The organism is Embleya sp. NPDC020630 (genome assembly GCF_044334985.1).
Lineage (GTDB): Bacteria > Actinomycetota > Actinomycetes > Streptomycetales > Streptomycetaceae > Embleya.
In genome coordinates this window covers 1-21,590 of sequence record NZ_JBIRUB010000022.1, presented here as the reverse complement: position 1 = coordinate 21,590, position 21,590 = coordinate 1, and the positions used below count along the sequence as shown (strand labels likewise).

Sequence of the window (21,590 nt, the reverse complement as noted above, 5' to 3'; positions counted from 1 at the left end):
GCCGGACCTCACCGGGTCGCCGCGTCCTCCGTCCACGCGCGCAACAGCCGCCGGGTCGCCTCGTTCGCGCCGGGCCCGTACCTGGTCGGCGCCGTCGCGGCGATCGCGACCCGGATGTCCGCCTCGGCGAGTCCCGCGCCTCGGGCGTACTCGGCGGGCAGCGCGGCGTCCAGCGCCTTCGCCACCCTCGGCTCGGCGACGTGCGCGAGGATCAATCCGGCCAGGTCCTCGCCCGGCAGCCCGTAGCCCGCGTGCGACCAGTCCAGCAGCACGATGTCCTCGTCCCGCGCGATCAGGTTGCCCGGCCGCAGGTCGAGGTGGCACAGCAGGTACGGGAGTTCGGCGACCCGGGTCGCCAGCGGCCCGACGGGGGACGGGCGTTCGAACAACCAGGACGGCCCGAGCGGTCCGGTCGCGGCCTGCGCGGCGCCGAGGCGGTGGGCGAAGTCCGCCCATCGGGCGGGATCCCACTCGGTCCCGGCCACACCCCGGACGTAGTCCAGCCACAACGCCACCGACCCGTCGCCCCGCCGATCCACCCGCAGCGTCCGGGGCGCGGTCAACCCGTGCGCGGCGTAGACGCCGGCCGCGAGACCGCTTTCGTACGCCTCGATCTCCCGGGCCCAGTAGCGCGGATTGGCCGGCGCCGTGCCGTCCGGAGTGGCCAGCTTGAGCACCGCCTCGGCATCGCTGCCGAGCACGTGCCAGATGTCGGAACGGGTGGACAGCGGGGCGGCGTCCAAGGGCGAGCCCAGCTCGGGCGGGACGGATTCGATGCGCACCGGCGGCGGTGCGGCGGACTCGGTCAGGGTCGACTCCGGGGCGGGATGTACCGGCCGATGGTGGACCGGGACGTCAGCGGAAGGCCGGGGCGCGGGGTGGACGTCGGCGCCCGATGTGGTGGCGGTAGCCGAGTACCGACCCGTGTCGACGGGCGTGCCGGCCGCGACCCGAGCGCACCGTGTGAGGGTCGCTCGGGCGCCGCTCGGCCGGGCGCCCGAGCGGCGCCGGGACCGGGAGCGGGAGCGGGATCGGCGCGGCGACGGCCGGTTCGATCGCGGGCCGTGCGGTCGACGGTGGATGCGGTGGCGCGGGCGAGGTCAGCGGCCCGAGCAGGCGGTCCTCGAGCCAGGCGAGTCCGGGTATCAACAGGAACATCACGATCGGTGCAAGCAGAGCTAGGACCAAGTACATGAGTGCCGCCTGGGGTGAGCTCGTCCGGGCCGTAGTAGCCCCCTAGCCGGTGGCGAACGGCGCAAACGTGACGGTTAGGCAACGAAGGCCGTTTTCCCGCGCCTGCCGACGATCACTTTCCATCGATATCTGCGCTATGTGGGTGACCACACGGCGCACACGATCGCGATCTTCCGCCCGCGAATTCCTCGACGCCGCGTCGCCGTGCCTGACAGCCTGACCGCATGGCGAACGACGGCACGACGCTCGACTGCGACGCGATCCTGTTCGATCTCGACGGTGTGCTGGTGGACTCCCACCCTCTGATCGAACGCATCCTGCGCGCCTGGGCCGCCGAGCGGGGCGTCGATCCCGACGTCGCGGTCGCCGCCTCGTACGGTCGCCGGGACATCGACCTCGTGCGCGTGGTCGCCCCCACCCTGGACGCCGAGGTCGAGGCCGCGTGGATCGTCGAACGCGAGGAACGCGACTTCACCGGCATCGTGCCGATCCCCGGCGCGGCCGGTCTGCTCGCCGCGCTGCCCTCGGCGCGCTGGGCGATCGTCACCTCCGGCACGCGCCGGGTCGCGCGGGGGCGCCTGCGGGCGGCGGAGTTGCCGGAACCGGTGTACATGATCACGGCGGAGGACGTCACCGAGGGCAAGCCGGCCCCCGAGGGTTATCTGCGCGCGGCCGATCTGCTGGGCGTGGCACCGCACCGCTGCGTGGTCGTCGAGGACGCGGAGAGCGGTGTGCGTGCGGCCGAGGCGGCCGGGATGCGCTGCCTGGGCATCGGCGCGGCGTTGGCCGACGGGGCCGGCGGCGCCGCGCTCGACGCCTGGGCCACGGATCTGCGATCGATCGATCCCGAACAGGTCACGGCCGAACACGTCCGGCTTAACATCCACCCGAATGGGTCAAACTAGGGACGCAACCTCTCGGGCCCCATGGGCGTCTACAAGGGTGCACGACTCGGGGAACACCACATTTTGGTTTGGGTCGGGAGAGGCCACCACTCGATGAAGAAGACACGTATATCCCTCGCGGTCGCCGTGACCGCGGTCCTGGCCCTGTCGGCCTGCAACTCCGGCTCGTCGAGTGATTCGACGGCCAAGGCGGGCACGCAGTCGAACCTGCCCACCACAGTCTCGTCCGCACCCGTCACGCCGAGTGCGGAGAGTACGCCCCCCGCCACGTCGGCCGCGCCGAGCAGCAGCGCCCCGACCAGCGCGTCGCCGACGGCTTCCGCGACGTCCGCGAAGCCGGCCACGAGCAAGCCGCCGACCACCAAGCCGCCGACCACGAGCAAGCCGCCGACGACCACGCCCAAGCCGCCGGCCGCGCAGGCCGGGCTGGACGAGCGGTGCCTGACCGGTCGGGCGATCTGCATCGACAAGCGCACCGACCGGCTCGCCTGGGTGATCGACGGCAAGGTGCAGTATTCGACCGCCGTGCGCTTCGGCTCGGCCGAGACGCCGACCCGCGAGGGCGCGTTCAGCATCAACTTCAAGAGCCGCGACCACGTCTCGACGATCTACCACACGCCGATGCCGTTCGCGATGTTCTTCTCCGGCGGCCAGGCCGTGCACTACTCGGCCGACTTCGCCGCCAACGGCTACAACGGCGCCTCGCACGGCTGCGTCAACGTCCGGGACAAGGGCCTGGTGCAGCGGCTCTTCGACGAGACCCGGGTCGGCGACAAGGTGATCGTCTATCGCTCGGCCAAGTAGGCCGCGGATCCACTCACCCCGGCGTTCGGGACCGCTCGGCCGGCACGACCGAGCGGTCCCGGCCCCGGGGACCCCGCAGGGCCGGTGCTCAGCGCTCGCGCGGGGCGCGCACCGTCTTGAACTCCGCCGGACCCGCGCCCATCTCGAACGTGCCGTCCGGATAGAGCATCGGGCGCCGCTCCTGCATCAGCTTCGAGTACTTCTCCACGTGCTGGATCGAGACGCCCTCGGGGTCGGTGAAGTCGACCAGCGCGATCGCCACCCAGAACACCGCCCGCTTGTTGTTGAACAACGGCACGTTCACCGTCGAGCCCTGGCCGTCGGTGACCTCGGCGTGCGCGCCGTACGACTTGAAGCTGCCGAAGCCGTTCTCGACCGCGCTGTACGCGCAGATCAGCACATAGCCCTGCTGGTCGGGCCGGGTGATCCGGACCGTCTCACGGCCGGGTACGCGCGAGTCGCCGTCGAGCTTGATGTAGGGCGCGGATTTCAGGCTGCCCAGGTCGCGGTAGTAGATCACCCCGTCGCTGTCGCCCTTGTTCAGCGCGCCCAGCTTCGACCGGGGCACGTAGAGCGCGTACAGGTCCAAGTCGGCGCCGGACTTGCGGCGGGCGTCGTTGCCGCCGTCCCAGACCAGGGACGCGGTGACGGTGATCGAGCGGTCGTCCTTGTCCATGCTGATCGTCGCCCGGCCGCCCTTGGCCAGGTCGACCCGGCCCAGCGGCTCCTTGGCCATCGAGATCGGCGCGGGCGCGGCCGGCGCGGGCGCGGCGGCGGGCTCCTTGACCATGGCGTGTACCGGCGCGGCGGGCGCGGGAGTCGGCTCCGGTTCGTCTTCCACCGAGATGCCGAAGTCCGTGGCGAGCCCTGCCAGTCCGCTCGCGTAGCCCTGGCCCACCGCGCGCACCTTCCACGCGTCGCCGCGCCGGTACAGCTCGACCAGCACCGCGACCGTCTCGCCGCCCTCGAACGCGCCGGCCGGGTAGGTGATCCGCGCGTCGCCGGATGTGGTGAGCGCGCTCAGGCCGGGCACCTGGCCGAGGGTGGCCCCGGGCCGGTCCGCGTCCGCGCTCACCACGACCACCACCTTGGTGACCTCGGCCGGCAGCTTGGCGAGTTCCACCGCGACGTGCGTGGTTCCCGAAGGTCCCGCCGTGGTGCGCACCGCGCCGTCGCCGCCGACGGGATTGTTGAAGAACACCAGGTCCTCGTCGGTACGCACCTTGTGCGCGTCGGTCAGCAGCACGGCGGACACGTCCACGACGTCGGCCGAGGCCCACCCGATCGAGACCTCGGCGCGGTCGCCGGTCAGCGGCGCGTTGGCGCCGGTGGGCAGCGTGACGTCGGACATGGAGGGCCCTCCCGGTTGGACAAAGACGCCGTATCGCGCCGTTGTCCAGGGGAACGACCCTCCCGCCGACGACGTTCCGCAAACCTGAAACTTTAACCAAGTAGGGGTAAAGCCGCAGGTGACAAGCCCGACTCGGGCTCGGTCACCCGCCCGATACCACCTTGTCGAACGCCTTCCTGGCCTCGGCGAAAAAGGCGGGCGCGGCATCGGGCCCGGCGCAGAACACCTGGATCGGCAGATGCACGGCGGTGGCCCCGGCGGCGATCACCTCGGCCGCGCCGGCCATCGTGCGGGTCAGGTCGAATCGGCCCGCGTCGTCCTTGACCAGCGGCAGCGGGCCCTGTACCCGCAGTGCGCCAGGGTCGCGGCCGGCGTCGGCGAGGGCGGTCCGGATCCGTGCCACGTCCCGGGCCATGTCGGCGGTGGACAGGCCCATGATCGGAATCCAGCCGTCGCCGCTGCGCACGATCCGCGCCAGGTTGCGGGTGTTCAACGTGCCGCCGATCCACAGCGGCACGCCCCCGGGCTGGACCGGCCGCGGCGCACAGTAGGCGTCGGTGAAGTTCACCGTCTCGGACACGAACGACGCGGGCAGGTTCGTCCACAGCTCCTTGCAGGCCGCGAGCGTGTCGGTGAGCAGTCGGCCGCGGTTGTCCCAATCGATCCCGGCGGCGTCGTACTCCTCGCGCTGCCATCCCGTGGCCACGCCCAGCTCCAACCGCCCGCCGGAGAGTTGGTCCAGCGTCGCGGCGGTCTTGGCGAGCAGGGTGGCGCCGCGCAGCGGGGCGACGAGGATGCCGGTGGCGAGGCGGACCCGCGAGGTGACGGCGGCGATCGCGGCGAGCAGGGTGAGCGGTTCGGGCCAGTCCGCCTCGGGCGGGGTGGGGAAGCGGCCCCAGGAGTAGTTCTGCGTGTTCGGGCCCATCACCACGTGGTCCACCAGCACGATGCGGTCGATCCCCGCGTCGTCGGCCGCGCGACCGACGTCGGTGAAACCGCGCCAGTCGCCGGCCGGCCAGCTGCCGAAGTTGGGCAGGCCGATGGAAAGTTGCACGTCAGTGCTCATCCGGATGCTCCGTCGAATCGGGGTCGGGGTCGGGGGCGAGCGGGCCACCAAGGCCCGGACCGGGACCCGGGCCGGGACCGGGTTCCGTGATCGGGCGGGGCGGTCGGACCGGCCGCGGCGGGTGCGTCGGTCGGGTCGGTACGGGTGCCGGTGTCGGCGGGGCGTACGGGTCGCGGCCCGCGAGCGCCGCGTCGATCACCGCGTCGCCGAGCGCGGCGCGGGCGTACTTCTCGAAGGAGGGCGCGCGGCGCAGCTCGTTGCCGCCGTCCACGGCCAGGCTCTGCCCGGTGGTCCAGGACGACTCGGGGCCGGCGAGGTGGCGGACCGCCTCGGCGATGTCCTCGGGCAACCCGGTGCGGCCCAGCGGCTTGTTGGCCAGGAAGCGGCCGATCATCTCCTCGTCCGCGAAGATCCGCGCGTCCTCGCGCGAGCGCACCAGCCCGGGGCGGACCGCGTTGACCCGGACGCCGGCCGCGCCCAACTCGTCGGCGGCGGCCCGGACCAGGGCCTCCAGGCCCGCCTTCCCGGCCGCGTAGCCGCTCAGGAACGGCATGGTCAGCCGGGCCGCGGTGGAGGACACGCAGACGATCGCGCCCCCACCGCGCGCGGCGATCACCGGCGCCGCGTACTTGATCGCCAGGAACGCGCTGTGCGTGTTGCGGTGCAGGTCGGCCAGGAACGCGTCGTCGTCCATGGCCAGGATCGGCGCGGTGCTCCCGCCGCCCACCGTGGCCACGCACACCGCGAGCGCGGGACCTGCCGCGCGGACCGCCTCGCGGACGCCGTCGGTGGTGCTGGCGTCGACCGCGACGTGCCGCACCTCGGTACCGGCCGGCGCCGCCGCGCGCAGCCGTTCGGCGGTGGCGGCGAGCGCGTCGGCCCCGCGGGCGGCGAGCGTCACCGAGCAGCCGTCCGCCAGCAGGCGGGCCGCGCAGGCGGCGCCGATGCCGCCGCTGCCACCGGTGACCAGGGCCATCCGGCCGGCCAGGATCGCGGGCATGGGCGGGCTCCTCCAAGGGCGACCAAGGGGACTGACGATCTGTCAGCTCGCGGCAGACGTTACACCTCGAATCATTCGAGTTGTAACGAAGTTCGGCTAGAGTGTGGCCATGACCACGCCGGAGGGCGAGCCGCCCGGACTGACCGCGCTGCTCTACGCGGCCACCGCCCGCCTCGACGCGCACTTCGCGGCCTGCGCGGGAGCGATCGGGCTGACCGCGTCCCAGGCCAACGCGGTGCACGAACTCGCCGAACCGCTGGGCATGCGCGAGCTGGGCCGCCGGATGTGCTGCGAGCCGCCGAACGTGACGTTCGTGGTCGACCGGCTGGTCGAGCGCGGCCTGGTCGAGCGCCGGCCGCACCCGAAGGACCGCCGGGCGAAGCTGATCGCGCTCACCCCGGAAGGCGCCGAACTGCGCGCCCGCCTGTTCTCCGGCCTCGCCGTGGACCCGCCGCTGTCCGGGCTGCCGGCCGCCGACCGACGGGCCCTGCGGGTCCTGCTCGCCCGGGCCCTGAACGACGACTGAACGGCGACCGGGCGCCGACCCTGGTTCTCCTCGACCCCGGCCACTAATCTGACGCGCCATCAGACAGTGCGGTGTCGCCCACCCCGGTGGCGCCGGGGACAGGAGTACGGCATGGCTGTGTTCGCGCTGCGTTTCGACTTCCGGAATCCGGCCTTCGCCGGGACGACCATGGGGGAGCGCTACGCCGCGGCACTCGACATGGTCGAGTGGGCCGACGAGCGCGGATTCTTCATGGTCACGCTGTCCGAGCACCACGGCTTCGCCGACGGATACCTGCCCGCCCCGCTCCAGTTCGCCGCCGCGATCACCGCGCGCAGCCGGAACATGGGCGTCACCATCGCCGCGATCCCCGCGCCGCTGCACGACCCGCTGCACCTGGCCGAGGAGTTGGCGGTGCTCGACCTGCTCAGCCAGGGCCGGGTGAACGTGGTTCTCACCAACGGCTACGTGGACACCGAGTTCGCGATGTACGACGTGCCGATGCGCGAGCGGGTGGGGCGCACCGTGGAGACCGTCGAGACGTTGCGCAAGGCGTGGACGGGGGAGGAGTTCGAGTTCCGCGGCCGGACCGTGCGGGTGACCCCCGCGCCGTTCCAGAAGGGCGGTCCGCCGATCATCCTCGGCGGCAGTGTCGAGGCCGCCGCCCGCCGGGCCGCGCGGATCGCCGACGGGTTCATGCCGTCCAACCCGGACATCTGGGAGTTCTACCGGGACGAGAAGGTCAGCCTCGGCGAGGAGGACCCGGGCCCGTACTTCGGCGGCGACACCGGCTTCTTCCACCTCTCGAACGACCCCGACCGGGACTGGGACCGGATCGCGCCGCACGCGCTGCACGAGGTCAACGCCTACGGCGAGACGATGGCCAGGGCGGGCACCGCCGGGGTTGGCGGCTACGCGAGCGTCACCGACGCCGACGCGCTGCGGGCGGGCGGGCAGTACCGGGTGATCACTCCGGAGACCCTGGTGGCCGAGCTGAAGGCCCAGGGCGACGCGGCGTTCGCGATCCTGCACCCGATGATGGGCGGCATCCCGCCGGAGCTGGCCTGGGAGAGCCTGCGCCTGTTCGAGAACGAGGTACTGCCGAACCTGTAGCGAGCGCCGGTCGGGCGGGAACCGGCGCAGCGAGCGGGCCAGCTTGGTGTCCGCGTGCGGCGAGGTCCGCCCCGGGCCCTCCTTGTAGCGCCAACGCGCCCACGGCGACTCGGGCTTGGCGATCCGTATCGCCGACACCATCGCCACGAACGGGACGAACACGCCGATCAGCCCGGTGGCCACCTTCCCCTTGGCCAGCGCGCACAGCGCGAATGCCAGGTTGAACACCACGATCACCGCGGCCACCGGTTTGCTGTCGCCGTCGCCCAGGCCGAGCGGGTTGGCCCCGACGAACAGCAGCACGCCCATGGCGGCGGTGATCAGTACGGCGTCCACCGACTTGCGCCCGTCCGCGGCCCAGTACACGTCGTCCAGGTGTACGAGCAGCGCGAACTCGTCCAGGGTGAGTGCGGCGCCCATCCCGAACAACCCGGCGAGTACCTGCCGCAGTGCGCCGCCCGGTTCGTAGGAGAATTCGAGCGCGCCCGCGATCAGCATCAGGAAGATCCCGTAGACCTGGTGGTGCACGTGCACCTTGCCCACCACCATGTTCCGGAACGGGCCCTTGCCCGCCCGGATCAGCCGAGTGATCAGCCTGGTCACCGCGAAGGTGAAGATGAACGCGACGAGCATCCAGCCGACGCCGTGGGGCCCGGCCTCTGCGTCGCCCGCCAGCCGAGCGGTGGTCGAGATCCAGCCCTGGTCCTGCACAGCCCGTCCCTGCTCGTGATTTCCGTGTGAGGAGGATTGTCCATGATCGAATGGACCGCTTGGCGCCATCGCCGCTCCCGCACGATGGCGACCGGATCGAATCGAGGTTAGGACGCGCATGGCCCTCCCCACGACTTCCACCGAGGTGACCTTCCCGGCCGGTGCCACCACCGGCGAGGCGCCGATCCTGGCGGCGCCCGTGCTGCCGGACGGGCGCACGGCCCTGGTGGTCGGGCGTACGCCGTTCCATCCGCTCGACCACACCTGGCCGGACCAGCCCGCGGACACGGGGGTGATCCGGGTGGCGGGCGCGGAACTGCCGGTGCTGGACTGCCTGACCGGCGGGGTCGGCCCGGACGGGACGTTCGCGGTCGGCGAGGAGATCCCGGTGCGGCGCGGCGACGAGGACTGGGCCTGGTTGGCGCTGCACGTGGTGGACCCGGCCCCGGGCGACCCGGCCGACCTGGTCGGCGCCGCGGCCGAACTCGTGGTCGACGCCGAGCGTCGGGCCGCGCTGAGCGCCGCGCACACCGCGTGCCACCTGCTGGCGTTCGCGCTGAACGCGGTGCTCGCGCCGCGCTGGCGCAAGGAGGTGCGCACCGACAGCCTCGGCCGTCCGGACTTCGACAACCTCGCGATCACCCGGTCCCGGCTGACCGAGGCGGGCAGCCGGGACGACTACCGGATCGGCAAGTCGCTGCGGAAGAAGGGCTTCACCGCGGACACGCTGGCCGAGGACCTGCCCGGGATCCGCGACGAGGTGGAGGCGCTGCTCGGCGAGTGGCTGAAGACCGACGCCGTGGTCCGGATCGAGGTGCCCGCTCCGGCGCTGACCGCGCGTCGGGTGTGGCACTGCGGGCTGCCCGACGGCGACGCGCACGTCCCGTGCGGCGGCTCGCACCTGGCCCGACTCGGCGAACTGCGCTCGTTGGCAGTCGAGTTGACCCTGGAGGAGGACGGCGCGCTGGTGGCGTTGACCCGGCCCGAGCGGGTCTGAGTCGCGGTTCGACGCGGGCCCCCGGGAACCGGTCCCCCGGTGCGGACGTTACCTTCGGAAGGAAATCTCTTTGCCTAACCATGACCTGGTCGGGGGGCTTCCGCTGTCCGCCATCGCCCGCTCCGGGAGGCACGCGCCGTGCAAACCATCGCCCTGGGTCCCTCGTTCCTGGACCCCGACAAGCTGATCTCCACGTTCGGCCTGATCGGCATCCTGGTGATCGTCTTCGCCGAGTCGGGCCTGCTGATCGGCTTCTTCCTCCCGGGCGATTCGCTGCTGTTCACCACCGGCCTGCTGGTCTCCGACGGCAAGTTCTCGCAGCCGCTGTGGCTGGTGTGCCTGCTCCTGTGGACCGCGGCGGTGGTCGGCGACCAGGTCGGCTTCCTGTTCGGCCGCAAGGTGGGGCCGTCGCTGTTCAGCCGGCCGAACTCGCGCTTCTTCAAGCGGGAGAACGTGGAGAAGGCGCACGAGTTCTTCGACAGGTACGGCCCGCGCTCGATCGTGCTGGCCCGGTTCGTCCCGATCGTGCGCACCTTCACCCCGATCGTCGCGGGTGTGGCCCGGATGAAGTACCGCACCTTCGTCGTCTACAACATCGTCGGCGGCTTCCTGTGGGCGTGCGGGGTCACCGTGCTCGGCTACTCGCTGGGCCAGGTCGACTTCGTTCGCGAGAACATCGAGCTGATCCTGATCGCCATCGTGCTGATCTCGGTGATCCCGGTGGCGATCGAACTCCTGCGCGCCCGCTCGACGTCGCGTACGCGGGCCGCGGCCGAGCCGACCGCGTCGGCCGATCCGGTGGAGCCGGCCGCCGGCCGGGGCCGGCACCGGGCGGGCGACGACCGGCGGGACGCGTAGGACGGTTGTCGCCACTGGGCCATACGGGTGTCGGCCGCCAATAGAGTGCACGCCATGCGTGCTCAACTTCTGGCCCGGGCGACCCTGCCGTCCCTGTGGAGTCTCGACCGCATCCCGGGGGCGGCGGCCTGGCTCGCCCACGGCGTGGACGGTTCCCTCGTCGTGCTCGACGACTCGTTGGCGGCGGTCCGCGAGATCCGGCTGCCCGGGGACTGGAAGGGGGGCCACTCGGTCACCCCCGACCTGGCCCGCTTCGTCGCCTCGACACCCGATCGAGTCGTCGTGCTCGACGCCGACGGCACCGAGGCGTGGTCCCACCCGCACGTGCCCTGGCAGGCCGAGGAGGCCGGGTCGAGCGCGGTCACCGCGGCCGGGATCTGGGCGGTGGTCCGCACCGCCGAGGGCGACCGGTGCGTGCTGCTCGACGCCGCGGACGGCGCGCCGCGCGTGATCCGGCCGGTGGCCCCCGCCACCATCGGCTCCGAGTTGATCCCGCACCCCGACGGCGTACATCTGGGCCTGGCCGCGTCGCACGCCGACGACGCGTACCGGATCTTCGTCCTCGCCTCGGCCGGTTCGGAGGAGGTAGCCGAGGTGCCGCCGGGGGAGAGCCGGGTGCTCACCGACATCCACGCGTCGGGGCTGATGATGCTGACCACGCCGATCGAGGCCGGTCCGCTGTCCCTGGTGCGCTTCCCGGACGGCGCGGTGATAGCGGCCCGACCGAGCGAGCAGGTCTTCCCCGACCCGGACGAGGTCTTCGACATCTACGCCGGCTTCCTGCGTCGCGACCTCGTGCTCGCGGCCTCCTCGGGTGAGCGGCACGTGCTGTTCTCGGTGCCGGACCTGCGTGCCGTCGCGGAGATCGAGTACCCCGAGGACGCGCCGCGCGAATGGCTCGTGGTGCGCTCCGACGGCATCTGGCTGACCGCCGACGCGGAGTCGGGGACGGTCTGCGCGTGGACGCTGGAGTCGGTCGGCTGACCCGACGTGCGTGGCCGATCGGCCGGCCGATCGGCCACGGATGTGACGCGAGTGCGTACCGGTGTTCGAGTCGATTCCTGGGCAATAAGCCCATTAGCGGGAAATATGTCGCTTATGGTGCGGCTGTGACTACGGGTGGCTAGCGTGAGGAGACCTGCCCGGAATCGGAATCTCCGGTTCCCCTCGGTGCCCGCCGCTTGGAGGGAGACCGCATGCCTCGCCGATCGTTCATCCGCACCGCAGTCCCTGTCGGACTCGCCGCCGTCCTCGTCCTCACGCTCACGCCCGGAGCGCTCGCCGACGATCCCGGCGGCGCCGGCTACCCCGGTGCCGACCAGGTCCGCCGGGCCCACGACGCGGTCACCGGCAAGGTCGACGACATCGGCCGGATCGAGGCCGAACTCGATCGCGAGGCGAGCGACCTGGCCCGGCTCGACATCCGCGCCGACGCCGCCGTCGAGGAGTACAACGGCGCCGTGGTGCTGCGGCAGCAGGCCCAGGACCGGGCCGCCGCCGCCGACGTGTACCTGCGCACCGCCGACGCCCGCCTGTCCCGGGCCCGGGACGAACTCGGCCGACTGGCCGCGCAGACCTACCGGATGGGCGGCGGCGCGGGGCTCGGCGTCTTCCGGGCGATGCTCGGCGCCGATTCGCCCGGCGACCTGGCCTCCCGGATGGAGAGCCTGCGGCGGATCTCCCAGGACAGCGACGACACGCTCCGGCGCGGCACCGCCGCCGTGCACGACGCCGCGGTCGCCAAGACCGACGCCGAACACAGCGCGGAGGCGGCCGGCCGGGCGACCGAGGCGGTGCGTTCGGCCAAGGACCGGGTCGAGGCCGAACTCGCCGCTCAGCAGGGCCGGGTCCACGAGATCACCGCCCGACGCACCACGCTGCTGGCCGAGTTGGCCACGCTGAAGCAGACCTCGATCGACCTGGAGACGCAGCGCCGCGACGGTCGGGCCGCCGAGGCGCAACGACGCGCCGAGGAGGAGGCCCGGGCCCGGGCCGAGGCCGACGCGGCCCGCGAACAGGCGCGCCAGGACAAGGAGGAGGCCGACCGCCGGGCGGAGCAGGCACGCCTGGCCGACGCGGCCCGCGAGCAGGAGGCGGCCCGTCCCGTGAAGCCGAGCACCGCCGACAAGCCGGCCGAGCCGGCCACGAAGCCCGCCAAGCCCGCCAAGCCCGCCGACAAGCCCGCCAAGCGGGTCGACCCCGTGGCCGCGAGCAAGCCCGACCACTCCGGCGACAAGGCCGCGCCCGACCCCGCCGGCGCGACCGCCGCGGTCGCCTACGCGAAGGCCCAACTCGGCAAGCCCTACGTCTGGGGCGGCGAGGGCCCGAGCGGCTTCGACTGCTCCGGCCTGGTCATGCAGGCCTGGCGCCGGGCGGGCGTGAAGTTGGCCCACTTCGCCGCCACCCAATACTTCGAGAGCACGCCCGTGTCGTACAAGAACCTGCGCCCGGGCGACCTGGTCTTCTGGACCGAGACCAAGAGCGCCTCCGACATCCACCACGTCGCGATGTACCTGGGCGGCGGCAAGATGATCCACGCGCCGCGCACCGGCGACGTGGTCAAGATCAGCAACCTGTTCTACATGGGCACCCCGGACTACTACGCCCGCCCGTCCTGACCACACGCGCGGACCACCCGCACGAAACACGGGCGCGATACACGGGCGCCACAAGCACGGACGCCGATCGGCGGCAGCACCCCGAGGGGTGGCTGCCGCCGATCGGCGTTCGTCCGGATCGGGCTACCGGGTCAGTGGTGACCCTGCTCGGTGAGCCGCTTGCGCGAGGCCTCGACCTCGGCCTCGGCGTCGTCGCGGCCGACCCAGTTCGCGCCCTCGACCGACTTGCCCGGCTCCAGGTCCTTGTAGACCTCGAAGAAGTGCTGGATCTCCAGGCGGTCGAACTCCGAGACGTGGTGGATGTCACGCAGGTGCTCCACGCGCGGGTCCGTCGCCGGAACGCACAGGACCTTGTCGTCGCCGCCGGCCTCGTCCGTCATCCGGAACATGCCGATGGCGCGGCAGCGCACCTGGACGCCCGGGAAGGTCGGCTCGTCCAGCAGCACCAGCGCGTCCAGCGGGTCACCGTCCTCACCGAGGGTGTCCTCGATGAAGCCGTAGTCCGCCGGGTAGCGCGTCGAGGTGAACAGCATGCGGTCGAGCCGGATGCGACCGGTCTCGTGGTCCACCTCGTACTTGTTGCGCGATCCCCGGGGGATCTCGATGGTGACGTCGAACTCCAAGGCTCCTCCATGTGCTGCGCCGGGACCGTTGCCGGGACCGTTAGGGTCGTTCTGTCCGCGAGGCCGAACCCGGCACAGGTCCCGGACAGAACCTGATCTGCACTCAGTGTCTCGCATGGCCGGTGGTCCGGCGGAAGGGGATGGTCTCGCGTGCCCGGCATGAGGAGCAAAGCGATCGCCGCGGCGTTGGCGGCCGTGCTGCTGGCCGTGCTCGTGACCCTCGTCCACGGATCGTGGAAGGGCGAGCGCCTGAGCGCCCGGGCCGACGACGGCACCCGTCGGGTCGCCGCGACGGCCGCGCCGCCCGTGCTCGTGCCGGTGTCCGGGGACCCGGCCGGAGCGACCCCGACCGAGGCCGGCATCCGGGCCGTGCTCGAACCGCTGGGCCGCACGACCGCGCTCGGCGCGCCGCCCGCGGTCGCCGTCGTCGACGCGCTGACCGGACGCCTGTTGTACGGCGCCAACCAGGACCGCGCGGCGACGCCCGCGTCCACCACCAAGATCACCACGGCGGTGGCCGCGCTCACCGCGCCCGGCCCCGACCACCGGATCGCCACCCGCGTGGTGCCCGGTCCCACGCCCGGCACGATCGTCCTGGTCGGCGGCGGGGATCCCACACTGACCGCGCTCGACGGCCGGCAGTACAACGGCTACCAGCCCGCCCGCCTCTTCGACTTGGCGGCGGCGACCGCGGCGGCGCTCAAGGCGAGCGGGACCACGCAGGTCAAGCTCCAGTACGACACCTCGCTCTACACCGGCCCCGCGCTGCACGCGATCGGCGTCAACGAGAACATCGCCCCCGTGGTGTCGCTGATGGTCGACGAGGGCCGGGTGGACCCGACCGTGGTCGGCAAGGAGAGCAACCGGGTGCCGTCCCCGGGCGTCGACGCGGCGAAGAAGTTCGCCACGATGCTCAAGACCGCGGGCGTCACGGTCGACGGCGCGCCGACCCCCGGCACCGCGCCCGGCGGCGGCGCGCCCGAACTCGCCTCCGTACAGTCCCCGCCGCTGTCCGCGATCGTCGAGCAGATGCTCACCGTCAGCGACAACGACCTGGCCGAGGCGCTGCTGCGGCAGGTCGCGATCGCCAAGGGGCAGCCCGCGAGCTTCCAGGGCGGCACCGCCGCGGCCCGGCAGGTCCTGGAGGGCCTGGGGGTGACCTACGGCGCCTCCAGCCTCAAGGACGGCAGCGGCCTGGACAAGGAGAACCGGCTCACCCCGCAGACTCTCGTCCAGGCCCTCTCGACCGCCGCGTCCGGCGCCCACCCCGAACTGCGCCGGGCGCTGACCGGACTGCCGATCGCGGGCTTCACCGGCACGCTGACCGACCGGTACGGGCCGAAAAGCGGCGCCGCCGACGCGGCCGGCGTGGTCCGGGCCAAGACCGGTTCGCTGACCGGGGTCAGCACGCTGTCCGGCCTGGTACGCGACCGGGACGGCCGACTCCTCGCGTTCGCGATACTGGCCGACCGGTTCACCGGCGACCCCGATCCGGCCCGCGCCGCGATCGACCGGATGGCCGCGGCGCTGGCCGACTGCGGCTGCGGCACCGCCGGCTGACCCGCCTCCGTCCCGCCGGCACGCCGGTCCATCGGCCGGCAAAACCGGAACCCGATCCGAACGCGGACCCCCGATCCTCTTTCGGGGCCGCTTCGAGCACGTAACGTGGCCGTATGACGAGCGGCAACGGTGCGGACATGATCGATTGGGACCTGGCCGTGGCGACGGCGAACCGGCTCGTGCGGCCGGGCCCCGACGTCGGGCGGGACGAGGCACGGGCCGTGGTCGCGGAATTGCGCGCACACGCCAAGACGTCCGAGGAGCACGTACGGGCCTTCACCGGACTCGACGCCGGCGACAACGACACCCCGGTCCTGGTGGTGGACCGACCCGGCTGGGCCCGCGCCAACGTGCAGGGCTTCCGGCACGTGCTGCGCCCGCTCCTGGACAAGGTGGAGGAGCGCCGCGAGACGATGCCCGGCGGCGCCGCCCTGGGCGCGGTCGGCGGCAAGGTGACCGGCCTGGAACTGGGCACCCTGCTCGCGTTCCTGTCCTCGCGCGTGCTCGGCCAGTACGAGACCTTCGCCCCGCAGACCCCGGGCGCGACCGGGCGCGGCCCCGGCCGACTGCTCCTGGTCGCCCCGAACATCGTCCAGGTCGAGCGCGAACTGGGTGTGGATCCGCACGACTTCCGGCTGTGGGTGTGCCTGCACGAGGAGACCCACCGCACCCAGTTCACCGCCGTACCGTGGCTGCGCGACCACCTGGAACAGGAGATCCACGGGTTCCTCGGCCAGACCGAGGTGGATCCGTCCGCCGTGCTCGGCCGGCTGCGCGAGGCGGTCTCCGCGTTCGCCGGCGCGCGCCGCGCCGGGGGCACCGGCGAGGGCGAGGGTGACGGCCCCTCGCTGGTCGAACTGGTCCAGACGCCCGAGCAGCGCGAGATCCTGGGCCGGATCACCGCGGTGATGTCGCTCCTGGAGGGGCACGCCGACTTCGTGATGGACGGGGTCGGACCGCAGGTCATCCCCACCGTCACCGAGATCCGGGAGAAGTTCGCCGAGCGCCGCGCGCAGGGCACCGGACGGTTCGACCTGGCACTGCGCAAGCTGCTCGGGATGGACGCGAAGCTGCGCCAGTACCGCGATGGCGAGCGGTTCGTGCGCGAGGTCGTCGGCCGGGTCGGCATGGAGGGCTTCAACCGGGTGTGGACGTCGCCGAACACCCTGCCCACCAAGGCCGAGGTGGCCGACCCGGGCTCCTGGGTGGACCGGGTGCACGGCCGGGCGGGCACGGCCGACGAGGCGGGAGCCGAGGGACCGACCGACGCGGAGTGATCCGGGCGCCCGCCCGGACGGTCCCGGCGGTCGAACCCGGCCGGCCGGGACCGCGTCCGGGCGGCCCGCCGGGCGCCGTCCGGCCGATCGCCGGCGCGCCCGCGTCCTCATCCGGGCGACATCCGGCGGTGTCTGCGGCCCGAGCCGCTTCGGGTGACGTAGCGTGGGCAAACCAATTCTCTTCGGCACATCTCGCGGAGGCCGCGACCTCCGCTGACCGGCCGAACCGGACGTGCAAGGAGGTGTCGTCGAGCCGTGGGACCCCATCCCGCCGTGGCCGCCACCAGGCTGGCCGTCCGCAATACCCTGCGCGACCTGCAACCGGGTGCTCTCGTCCTGGTCGCGTGCAGTGGTGGCGCGGACTCGTTGGCGCTCGCAGCGGCCACCGCGTTCGAGGCCCCGCGCGCGGGGCTGCGGGCCGGTGCCATCACCGTCGACCACGGCCTACAGGCGGGCTCGACCCGTCGCGCCGTGGACCTGGTCGCCCGGCTGGGCGAGCTGGGCCTGACACCGGTCGAGGCGCTCGGCGTCACGGTCGGCACCCGCGGCGGTCCCGAGGGCGCCGCGCGCCTGGCCCGATACACCGCCCTGGACACCGCCGCCCGCACCCACGGCGCCGCGCTCGTGCTGCTCGGACACACCCTGGAGGACCAGGCCGAGACCGTCCTGCTCGGGCTGGCCCGGGGCTCCGGCGCCCGATCCCTCGCGGGCATGCCGCCGCTGACCGGCCACTACCAGCGCCCGTTCCTCGACCTGGGCCGCGACATCACCCGGCAGGCCTGCGTCGCGCAGGACCTGCTGCCCTGGGAGGACCCGCACAACGCCGACCCCGCCTACACCCGGGCGCGGGTGCGGCACGAGGTGCTGCCGGTCCTGGAGAAGGCGCTCGGCCCCGGCGTGTCCGAGGCGCTGGCCCGCACCGCGCGGCTGTTTCGCGACGACGCGGAGGCGCTGGACCAGTGGGCGGACCGGGCCCAGGCCGACGTCACTCACGACGACGGCGAGCTGGAGGTCGCCGGCCTGGCCGAACTGCCCGCCGCGGTGCGCCGCCGGGTGCTGCGCCGCACCGCGGTCGTCGCGGGCAGCCCGTCCGGCGCGTTGTTCGCGCGCCACGTGGAGGCGGTGGAGAAACTGGTCATCTCGTGGCACGGCCAGGGCCCCATCCACCTGCCCGGGGGCGTCGAGATACGCAGACGGTGTGGCAGGCTTCTCTTTCACCGGCCGGCTCAATCCTGACCGGTGCTCGCGGGGCTCTGTCGACAACTTCGTAGTAAGGCATGTGGTGGACGAGAAGGACATGGGCGCCGACCTCGAAAGGGTCCTCGTCACGCAGGAGGAGATCGAGGCGAAGCTCGTCGAGCTCGCCGAACGGATCGACGAGGACTACCGGGGCCAGGACCTGCTCCTCGTGGGCGTGCTCAAGGGCGCCGTCATGGTGATGGCCGACCTCGCCCGGGCGGTGCACTCGCCGGTCAAGATGGACTGGATGGCGGTGTCCTCCTACGGCTCCGGCACCAAGTCCTCCGGCGTCGTGCGCATCCTCAAGGACCTCGACGCGGACATCGCCGGTCGGCACGTCCTGGTCGTCGAGGACATCATCGACTCGGGTCTGACCCTGTCGTGGATGCTCGCCAACCTCACCTCGCGTGGCCCCGCCTCGCTGGAGGTGTGCGCGTTCTTCCGCAAGCCGGAGGCGGCCAAGGTCGACATCCCGGTCAAGTACGTGGGCTTCGACATCCCCAACGAGTTCGTGGTCGGCTACGGCCTCGACTACGCCGAGCGCTACCGCAATCTGCCGTTCGTGGGCACACTGGCCGAGCACGTATACGGCGGTTCGAAGCCGACCTGACCCGCTCGGGCACTCGGATCACGCCTTCGGGTCGGCGCGATCGACATCCGGTTGCAGCATCCGGGAACAAGGGGAACGTTTCCCCTCGTTGGAGGGTGCGTCGGGGGTCGATCCACGAAGGCGCGCATCGCGAGTGAACGCGCGGCGCGTTGGCGTGCGGACGCCCGGTGTACCGTCTAACGCAACGACATCCCATCAGCACGGGCGACCGTGCCGGGCGATACCGGACAGGCAACGTACCCGGGGGCCATGAGGCGCCCGGGTCAAAAGTCGGCAGGAGGGACGGGGCGTCTGCTGCCCCGCATCGATGGACGTCAAGCGCTATTTCCGCGGGCCGGTCATGTGGATCGCGCTGGCCGTCATTGCTGTGATCCTCCTGATGCAGCTCGTCTCCTCTTCGAGCGGCTTCAAGGGTGTCGACACCGGCAAGGCGATCCAGGCGATCCAGAACGACCAGGTCAAGTCAGCCAAGCTCATCGGCGGCAACGATCAGTCACTCGAGCTCACCCTGATCCCCGGGGTGAAGGTCGACAAGCACAACAAGATCAAGACCTCCTACATCGACGAGCAGGGCGTGGAGATCCAGCGCCTGCTCCAGTCGAAGTACGAGCAGGGCAAGATCCAGGACTCGTACACGGTCAAGCTCAGCAAGCAGAGCACGATCGTCAGCATCCTGTTCTCCCTGCTGCCGTTCGTGCTCATCGTCGTGGTCTTCCTGTTCCTGATGAATCAGATGCAGGGCGGCGGCTCCCGAGTGATGAACTTCGGGAAGTCCAAGGCCAAGCTGATCTCCAAGGACACGCCGAAGACGACCTTCGCCGACGTGGCGGGTGCCGACGAGGCGGTCGAGGAACTGCACGAGATCAAGGAGTTCCTCCAGGAGCCCGCCAAGTTCCAGGCGGTCGGCGCGAAGATCCCCAAGGGTGTGCTGCTCTACGGCCCGCCCGGAACCGGCAAGACCCTGCTCGCCCGCGCGGTCGCGGGTGAGGCGGGCGTGCCGTTCTACTCGATCTCCGGTTCCGACTTCGTCGAGATGTTCGTCGGTGTCGGCGCCTCCCGGGTGCGCGACCTCTTCGAGCAGGCCAAGGCCAACGCGCCGGCGATCGTCTTCGTCGACGAGATCGACGCGGTCGGTCGACACCGAGGCGCGGGCATGGGCGGCGGCCACGACGAACGCGAGCAGACGCTCAACCAGCTGCTCGTCGAGATGGACGGCTTCGACGTCAAGGGCGGCGTGATCCTGATCGCCGCGACCAACCGGCCCGACATCCTGGACCCCGCGCTGCTGCGCCCGGGCCGCTTCGACCGGCAGATCGCGGTCGACCGCCCCGACATGCAGGGCCGCTGGGACATCCTCAAGGTGCACGCCAAGGGCAAGCCGGTCACCGACGACATCGACCTCAAGGCCGTCGCCCGGCGCACCCCCGGCTTCACGGGTGCCGACCTGGCCAACGTGCTCAACGAGGCGGCGCTGCTCACCGCCCGCTCCGACGCCAAGCTGATCGACGCGTTGGCGATGGACGAGGCGATCGACCGCGTCGTGGCCGGGCCGCAGAAGCGCACCCGGATCATGAGCGACAAGGAAAAGAAGATCACCGCGTATCACGAGGGCGGCCACGCCCTGGTGGCCCACGCGCTGCCGAACACCGACCCGGTGCACAAGATCACCATCCTGTCCCGGGGTCGGGCGCTCGGCTACACCATGGTCCTGCCGGAAGAGGACAAGTACTCCACGACCCGCAACGAGATGCTCGACCAGCTCGCCTACATGCTGGGCGGACGCGCGGCGGAGGAACTGGTCTTCCACGACCCGACCACCGGCGCCTCGGACGACATCGAGAAGGCCACCGGCCTGGCCCGCTCGATGGTGACCCAGTACGGCATGACCGAGCGGCTGGGCGCGATCAAGTTCGGCAACGACGGTGCCGAGCCCTTCCTGGGTCGTGAAATGGGTCACCAGCGCGACTACTCCGAAGAGGTCGCGGCTATCGTCGACGAAGAGGTCAAGCGGTTCATCGAGACCGCCCACAATGAAGCGTGGGAGATCCTCGTCGAGAACCGCGACGTGCTGGACAACCTGGTGCTGGAGCTGTTGGAGAAGGAGACCCTGGACAAGGCCCAGGTCGCCGAGATCTTCGCACCGGTCACCAAGCGTCCGGCCCGCCCGGCGTGGACCGGCTCCAGTCGGCGTCAGCCGTCCAGCCGGCCCCCCGTGATGACGCCCCGCGAGCTCACGCTCTCCGGCGGCGGCAGCGACAATGGGATTCTCAACGGCGGCGCGACCTCTGCGACGGGCACCACGACGGGGTCCGGTGGGGCGGTAGCGCACCCCGAGCCGCCGTCCGATTCTCCGGAGAACTGAACGTGACGATCGACCCGGTCACCTTCGACGGCCGTCCCGCCGTGGGTGAGTTCGACCAGGATCGCGCCGAGCGCGCGGTTCGGGAGCTGCTGCTCGCGGTCGGGGAGAACCCCGACCGCGAGGGCCTCAAGGACACCCCGGCGCGGGTGGCCAGGTCGTACCGGGAGATCTTCGCGGGACTCCGGCAGGAGCCGGAGGACGTGCTCACCACGACCTTCGACCTCGGCCACGACGAGCTGGTCCTGGTCAAGGACATCGAGGTCTACAGCACCTGCGAGCACCACCTGGTCACCTTCCACGGCGTCGCCCACGTGGGCTACATCCCGTCGGAGGACGGCCAGATCACCGGCCTGTCCAAGCTGGCCCGCCTGGTCGACGTCTACGCCAAGCGGCCGCAGGTGCAGGAGCGGCTCACCACGCAGATCGCCGACGCTCTGGTGAACATCCTGCGCCCGCGCGGGGTGATCGTGGTGGTCGAGTGCGAGCACCTGTGCATGACCATGCGCGGCATACGCAAGCCGGGTGCGCGCACGCTCACCTCGGCCGTACGCGGCCAGTTGTTGAACGCCGCCACCCGCGCCGAGGCGATGAGCCTGATCCTGAGCCGGTAGCGACCCGAGGACACCCGGTCGCGAGCCGACGGGTGCCGATAACAAGTCGCGACGCAGTAGTCGGGGGGTGTGCGGGGGGGGGCCCGGGCCCCCCAAAAAAGTTTACCCAAAAAACCACCAACCCCCCCCCCCCACCGGGGCCCCCCCCCCCCCCCCCGGGGGGCGGCCCGCCCCCCGTGGGGCGCG

Annotated in this window: 20 protein-coding genes; 15 read left to right on the top strand and 5 right to left on the bottom strand. The window is 72.0% G+C overall.

Annotated elements, in window-relative coordinates; genetic code table 11:
- Window positions 1-8 precede the first annotated feature (8 nt).
- Window positions 9-782: a phosphotransferase gene (locus ACH4XV_RS40710; RefSeq protein WP_395798352.1), complete on the bottom strand. Its 774-nt coding sequence runs from the start codon at window positions 780-782 to the stop codon at window positions 9-11.
- A 636-nt stretch (window positions 783-1,418) separates the two neighbouring features.
- Here ACH4XV_RS40710 and ACH4XV_RS40705 point away from each other — a divergent pair.
- Both ACH4XV_RS40705 and ACH4XV_RS40700 read left to right on the top strand, forming a co-directional pair.
- Complete coding sequence (locus ACH4XV_RS40705; protein ID WP_395798350.1) at window positions 1,419-2,099, top strand: HAD-IA family hydrolase; 681 nt, start codon at window positions 1,419-1,421, stop codon at window positions 2,097-2,099.
- A 93-nt stretch (window positions 2,100-2,192) separates the two neighbouring features.
- Entirely contained in the window at window positions 2,193-2,903 is a 711-nt protein-coding gene (locus ACH4XV_RS40700) for a L,D-transpeptidase (protein ID WP_395798348.1), read from the top strand.
- Between the two features lie 88 nt (window positions 2,904-2,991).
- Here the strand turns inward: ACH4XV_RS40700 and ACH4XV_RS40695 are convergent, their stop codons facing one another.
- The 3 genes from ACH4XV_RS40695 to ACH4XV_RS40685 form a co-directional block, all read right to left on the bottom strand.
- Window positions 2,992-4,254, bottom strand: a complete 1,263-nt coding sequence (locus tag ACH4XV_RS40695; protein WP_395798346.1) for a TerD family protein — start codon at window positions 4,252-4,254, stop codon at window positions 2,992-2,994.
- Window positions 4,255-4,396: 142 nt separating this feature from the next.
- Window positions 4,397-5,320 (bottom strand): TIGR03619 family F420-dependent LLM class oxidoreductase, encoded by a 924-nt coding sequence (locus ACH4XV_RS40690; protein ID WP_395798344.1) that lies wholly within the window; start codon window positions 5,318-5,320, stop codon window positions 4,397-4,399.
- Window positions 5,310-6,320, bottom strand: a complete 1,011-nt coding sequence (locus tag ACH4XV_RS40685; RefSeq protein WP_395798342.1) for an SDR family NAD(P)-dependent oxidoreductase — start codon at window positions 6,318-6,320, stop codon at window positions 5,310-5,312. Before ACH4XV_RS40685 ends, ACH4XV_RS40690 begins: the two co-directional genes overlap by 11 nt.
- 109 nt (window positions 6,321-6,429) lie before the next feature.
- Here ACH4XV_RS40685 and ACH4XV_RS40680 point away from each other — a divergent pair, with 109 nt between their 5' ends.
- The 7 genes from ACH4XV_RS40680 to ACH4XV_RS40650 all read left to right on the top strand — a co-directional run bounded on the left by ACH4XV_RS40680 (window position 6,430) and on the right by ACH4XV_RS40650 (window position 13,122).
- Complete coding sequence (locus ACH4XV_RS40680) at window positions 6,430-6,846, top strand: MarR family winged helix-turn-helix transcriptional regulator (RefSeq protein WP_395798341.1); 417 nt, start codon at window positions 6,430-6,432, stop codon at window positions 6,844-6,846.
- A gap of 111 nt (window positions 6,847-6,957) precedes the next feature.
- Window positions 6,958-7,938, top strand: coding sequence for an LLM class flavin-dependent oxidoreductase (locus ACH4XV_RS40675; RefSeq protein WP_395798339.1), 981 nt, complete (start codon window positions 6,958-6,960; stop codon window positions 7,936-7,938).
- 375 nt (window positions 7,939-8,313) lie between these two features.
- A complete protein-coding gene (locus ACH4XV_RS40670; RefSeq protein ID WP_395798337.1) occupies window positions 8,314-8,679 on the top strand; it encodes a hypothetical protein in 366 nt (121 codons plus the stop codon).
- Window positions 8,680-8,767: 88 nt separating this feature from the next.
- Entirely contained in the window at window positions 8,768-9,646 is an 879-nt protein-coding gene (locus ACH4XV_RS40665) for a metal-dependent hydrolase (RefSeq protein ID WP_395798335.1), read from the top strand.
- A gap of 138 nt (window positions 9,647-9,784) precedes the next feature.
- Window positions 9,785-10,504: a DedA family protein gene (locus ACH4XV_RS40660; protein WP_395798333.1), complete on the top strand. Its 720-nt coding sequence runs from the start codon at window positions 9,785-9,787 to the stop codon at window positions 10,502-10,504.
- A gap of 54 nt (window positions 10,505-10,558) precedes the next feature.
- Window positions 10,559-11,488, top strand: coding sequence for a hypothetical protein (locus tag ACH4XV_RS40655; protein WP_395798331.1), 930 nt, complete (start codon window positions 10,559-10,561; stop codon window positions 11,486-11,488).
- 212 nt (window positions 11,489-11,700) lie between these two features.
- On the top strand, window positions 11,701-13,122 hold the full coding sequence (locus ACH4XV_RS40650) for an NlpC/P60 family protein (RefSeq protein ID WP_395798329.1): 1,422 nt from the start codon (window positions 11,701-11,703) through the stop codon (window positions 13,120-13,122).
- Window positions 13,123-13,253: 131 nt separating this feature from the next.
- Here the strand turns inward: ACH4XV_RS40650 and ACH4XV_RS40645 are convergent, their stop codons facing one another.
- Window positions 13,254-13,745: an inorganic diphosphatase gene (locus ACH4XV_RS40645; RefSeq protein WP_078976554.1), complete on the bottom strand. Its 492-nt coding sequence runs from the start codon at window positions 13,743-13,745 to the stop codon at window positions 13,254-13,256.
- Window positions 13,746-13,904: 159 nt separating this feature from the next.
- Here ACH4XV_RS40645 and dacB point away from each other — a divergent pair, with 159 nt between their 5' ends.
- The 6 genes from dacB (at window position 13,905) to folE (ending at window position 21,404) form a co-directional block, all read left to right on the top strand.
- Window positions 13,905-15,305, top strand: coding sequence for a D-alanyl-D-alanine carboxypeptidase/D-alanyl-D-alanine-endopeptidase (gene dacB / locus ACH4XV_RS40640; protein ID WP_395798327.1), 1,401 nt, complete (start codon window positions 13,905-13,907; stop codon window positions 15,303-15,305).
- Between the two features lie 113 nt (window positions 15,306-15,418).
- On the top strand, window positions 15,419-16,582 hold the full coding sequence (locus tag ACH4XV_RS40635; RefSeq protein ID WP_395798325.1) for a zinc-dependent metalloprotease: 1,164 nt from the start codon (window positions 15,419-15,421) through the stop codon (window positions 16,580-16,582).
- A gap of 255 nt (window positions 16,583-16,837) precedes the next feature.
- Window positions 16,838-17,818 carry a tRNA lysidine(34) synthetase TilS gene (tilS, locus tag ACH4XV_RS40630; protein ID WP_379999002.1) on the top strand — a complete coding sequence of 327 codons (981 nt, stop codon included), beginning with the start codon at window positions 16,838-16,840 and terminating at the stop codon, window positions 17,816-17,818.
- A 46-nt stretch (window positions 17,819-17,864) separates the two neighbouring features.
- The gene (hpt, locus tag ACH4XV_RS40625; RefSeq protein ID WP_078979398.1) at window positions 17,865-18,431 is read left to right on the top strand and encodes a hypoxanthine phosphoribosyltransferase; all 567 of its coding nucleotides are present in this window, start codon (window positions 17,865-17,867) and stop codon (window positions 18,429-18,431) included.
- A 307-nt stretch (window positions 18,432-18,738) separates the two neighbouring features.
- Window positions 18,739-20,793, top strand: a complete 2,055-nt coding sequence (gene ftsH / locus ACH4XV_RS40620) for an ATP-dependent zinc metalloprotease FtsH (RefSeq protein ID WP_395798323.1) — start codon at window positions 18,739-18,741, stop codon at window positions 20,791-20,793.
- A gap of 2 nt (window positions 20,794-20,795) precedes the next feature.
- Window positions 20,796-21,404: a GTP cyclohydrolase I FolE gene (folE, locus tag ACH4XV_RS40615; RefSeq protein ID WP_078976559.1), complete on the top strand. Its 609-nt coding sequence runs from the start codon at window positions 20,796-20,798 to the stop codon at window positions 21,402-21,404.
- Window positions 21,405-21,590 lie beyond the last annotated feature (186 nt).

Bases quoted from the DNA above. Each gene is read 5' to 3' on its own strand.
- ACH4XV_RS40680 (WP_395798341.1), top strand. From the start codon at position 6,430: ATGACCACGCCGGAGGGCGAGCCGCCCGGACTGACCGCGCTGCTCTAC.
- ACH4XV_RS40675 (WP_395798339.1), top strand. From the start codon at position 6,958: ATGGCTGTGTTCGCGCTGCGTTTCGACTTCCGGAATCCGGCCTTCGCC.
- ACH4XV_RS40665 (WP_395798335.1), top strand. From the start codon at position 8,768: ATGGCCCTCCCCACGACTTCCACCGAGGTGACCTTCCCGGCCGGTGCC.
- ACH4XV_RS40705 (WP_395798350.1), top strand. From the start codon at position 1,419: ATGGCGAACGACGGCACGACGCTCGACTGCGACGCGATCCTGTTCGAT.
- ACH4XV_RS40650 (WP_395798329.1), top strand. From the start codon at position 11,701: ATGCCTCGCCGATCGTTCATCCGCACCGCAGTCCCTGTCGGACTCGCC.
- ACH4XV_RS40700 (WP_395798348.1), top strand. From the start codon at position 2,193: ATGAAGAAGACACGTATATCCCTCGCGGTCGCCGTGACCGCGGTCCTG.
- dacB (WP_395798327.1), top strand. From the start codon at position 13,905: ATGAGGAGCAAAGCGATCGCCGCGGCGTTGGCGGCCGTGCTGCTGGCC.
- ftsH (WP_395798323.1), top strand. From the start codon at position 18,739: ATGGACGTCAAGCGCTATTTCCGCGGGCCGGTCATGTGGATCGCGCTG.
- ACH4XV_RS40655 (WP_395798331.1), top strand. From the start codon at position 10,559: ATGCGTGCTCAACTTCTGGCCCGGGCGACCCTGCCGTCCCTGTGGAGT.
- ACH4XV_RS40685 (WP_395798342.1), bottom strand. From the start codon at position 6,320: ATGCCCGCGATCCTGGCCGGCCGGATGGCCCTGGTCACCGGTGGCAGC.
- ACH4XV_RS40695 (WP_395798346.1), bottom strand. From the start codon at position 4,254: ATGTCCGACGTCACGCTGCCCACCGGCGCCAACGCGCCGCTGACCGGC.
- ACH4XV_RS40635 (WP_395798325.1), top strand. From the start codon at position 15,419: ATGACGAGCGGCAACGGTGCGGACATGATCGATTGGGACCTGGCCGTG.
- ACH4XV_RS40690 (WP_395798344.1), bottom strand. From the start codon at position 5,320: ATGAGCACTGACGTGCAACTTTCCATCGGCCTGCCCAACTTCGGCAGC.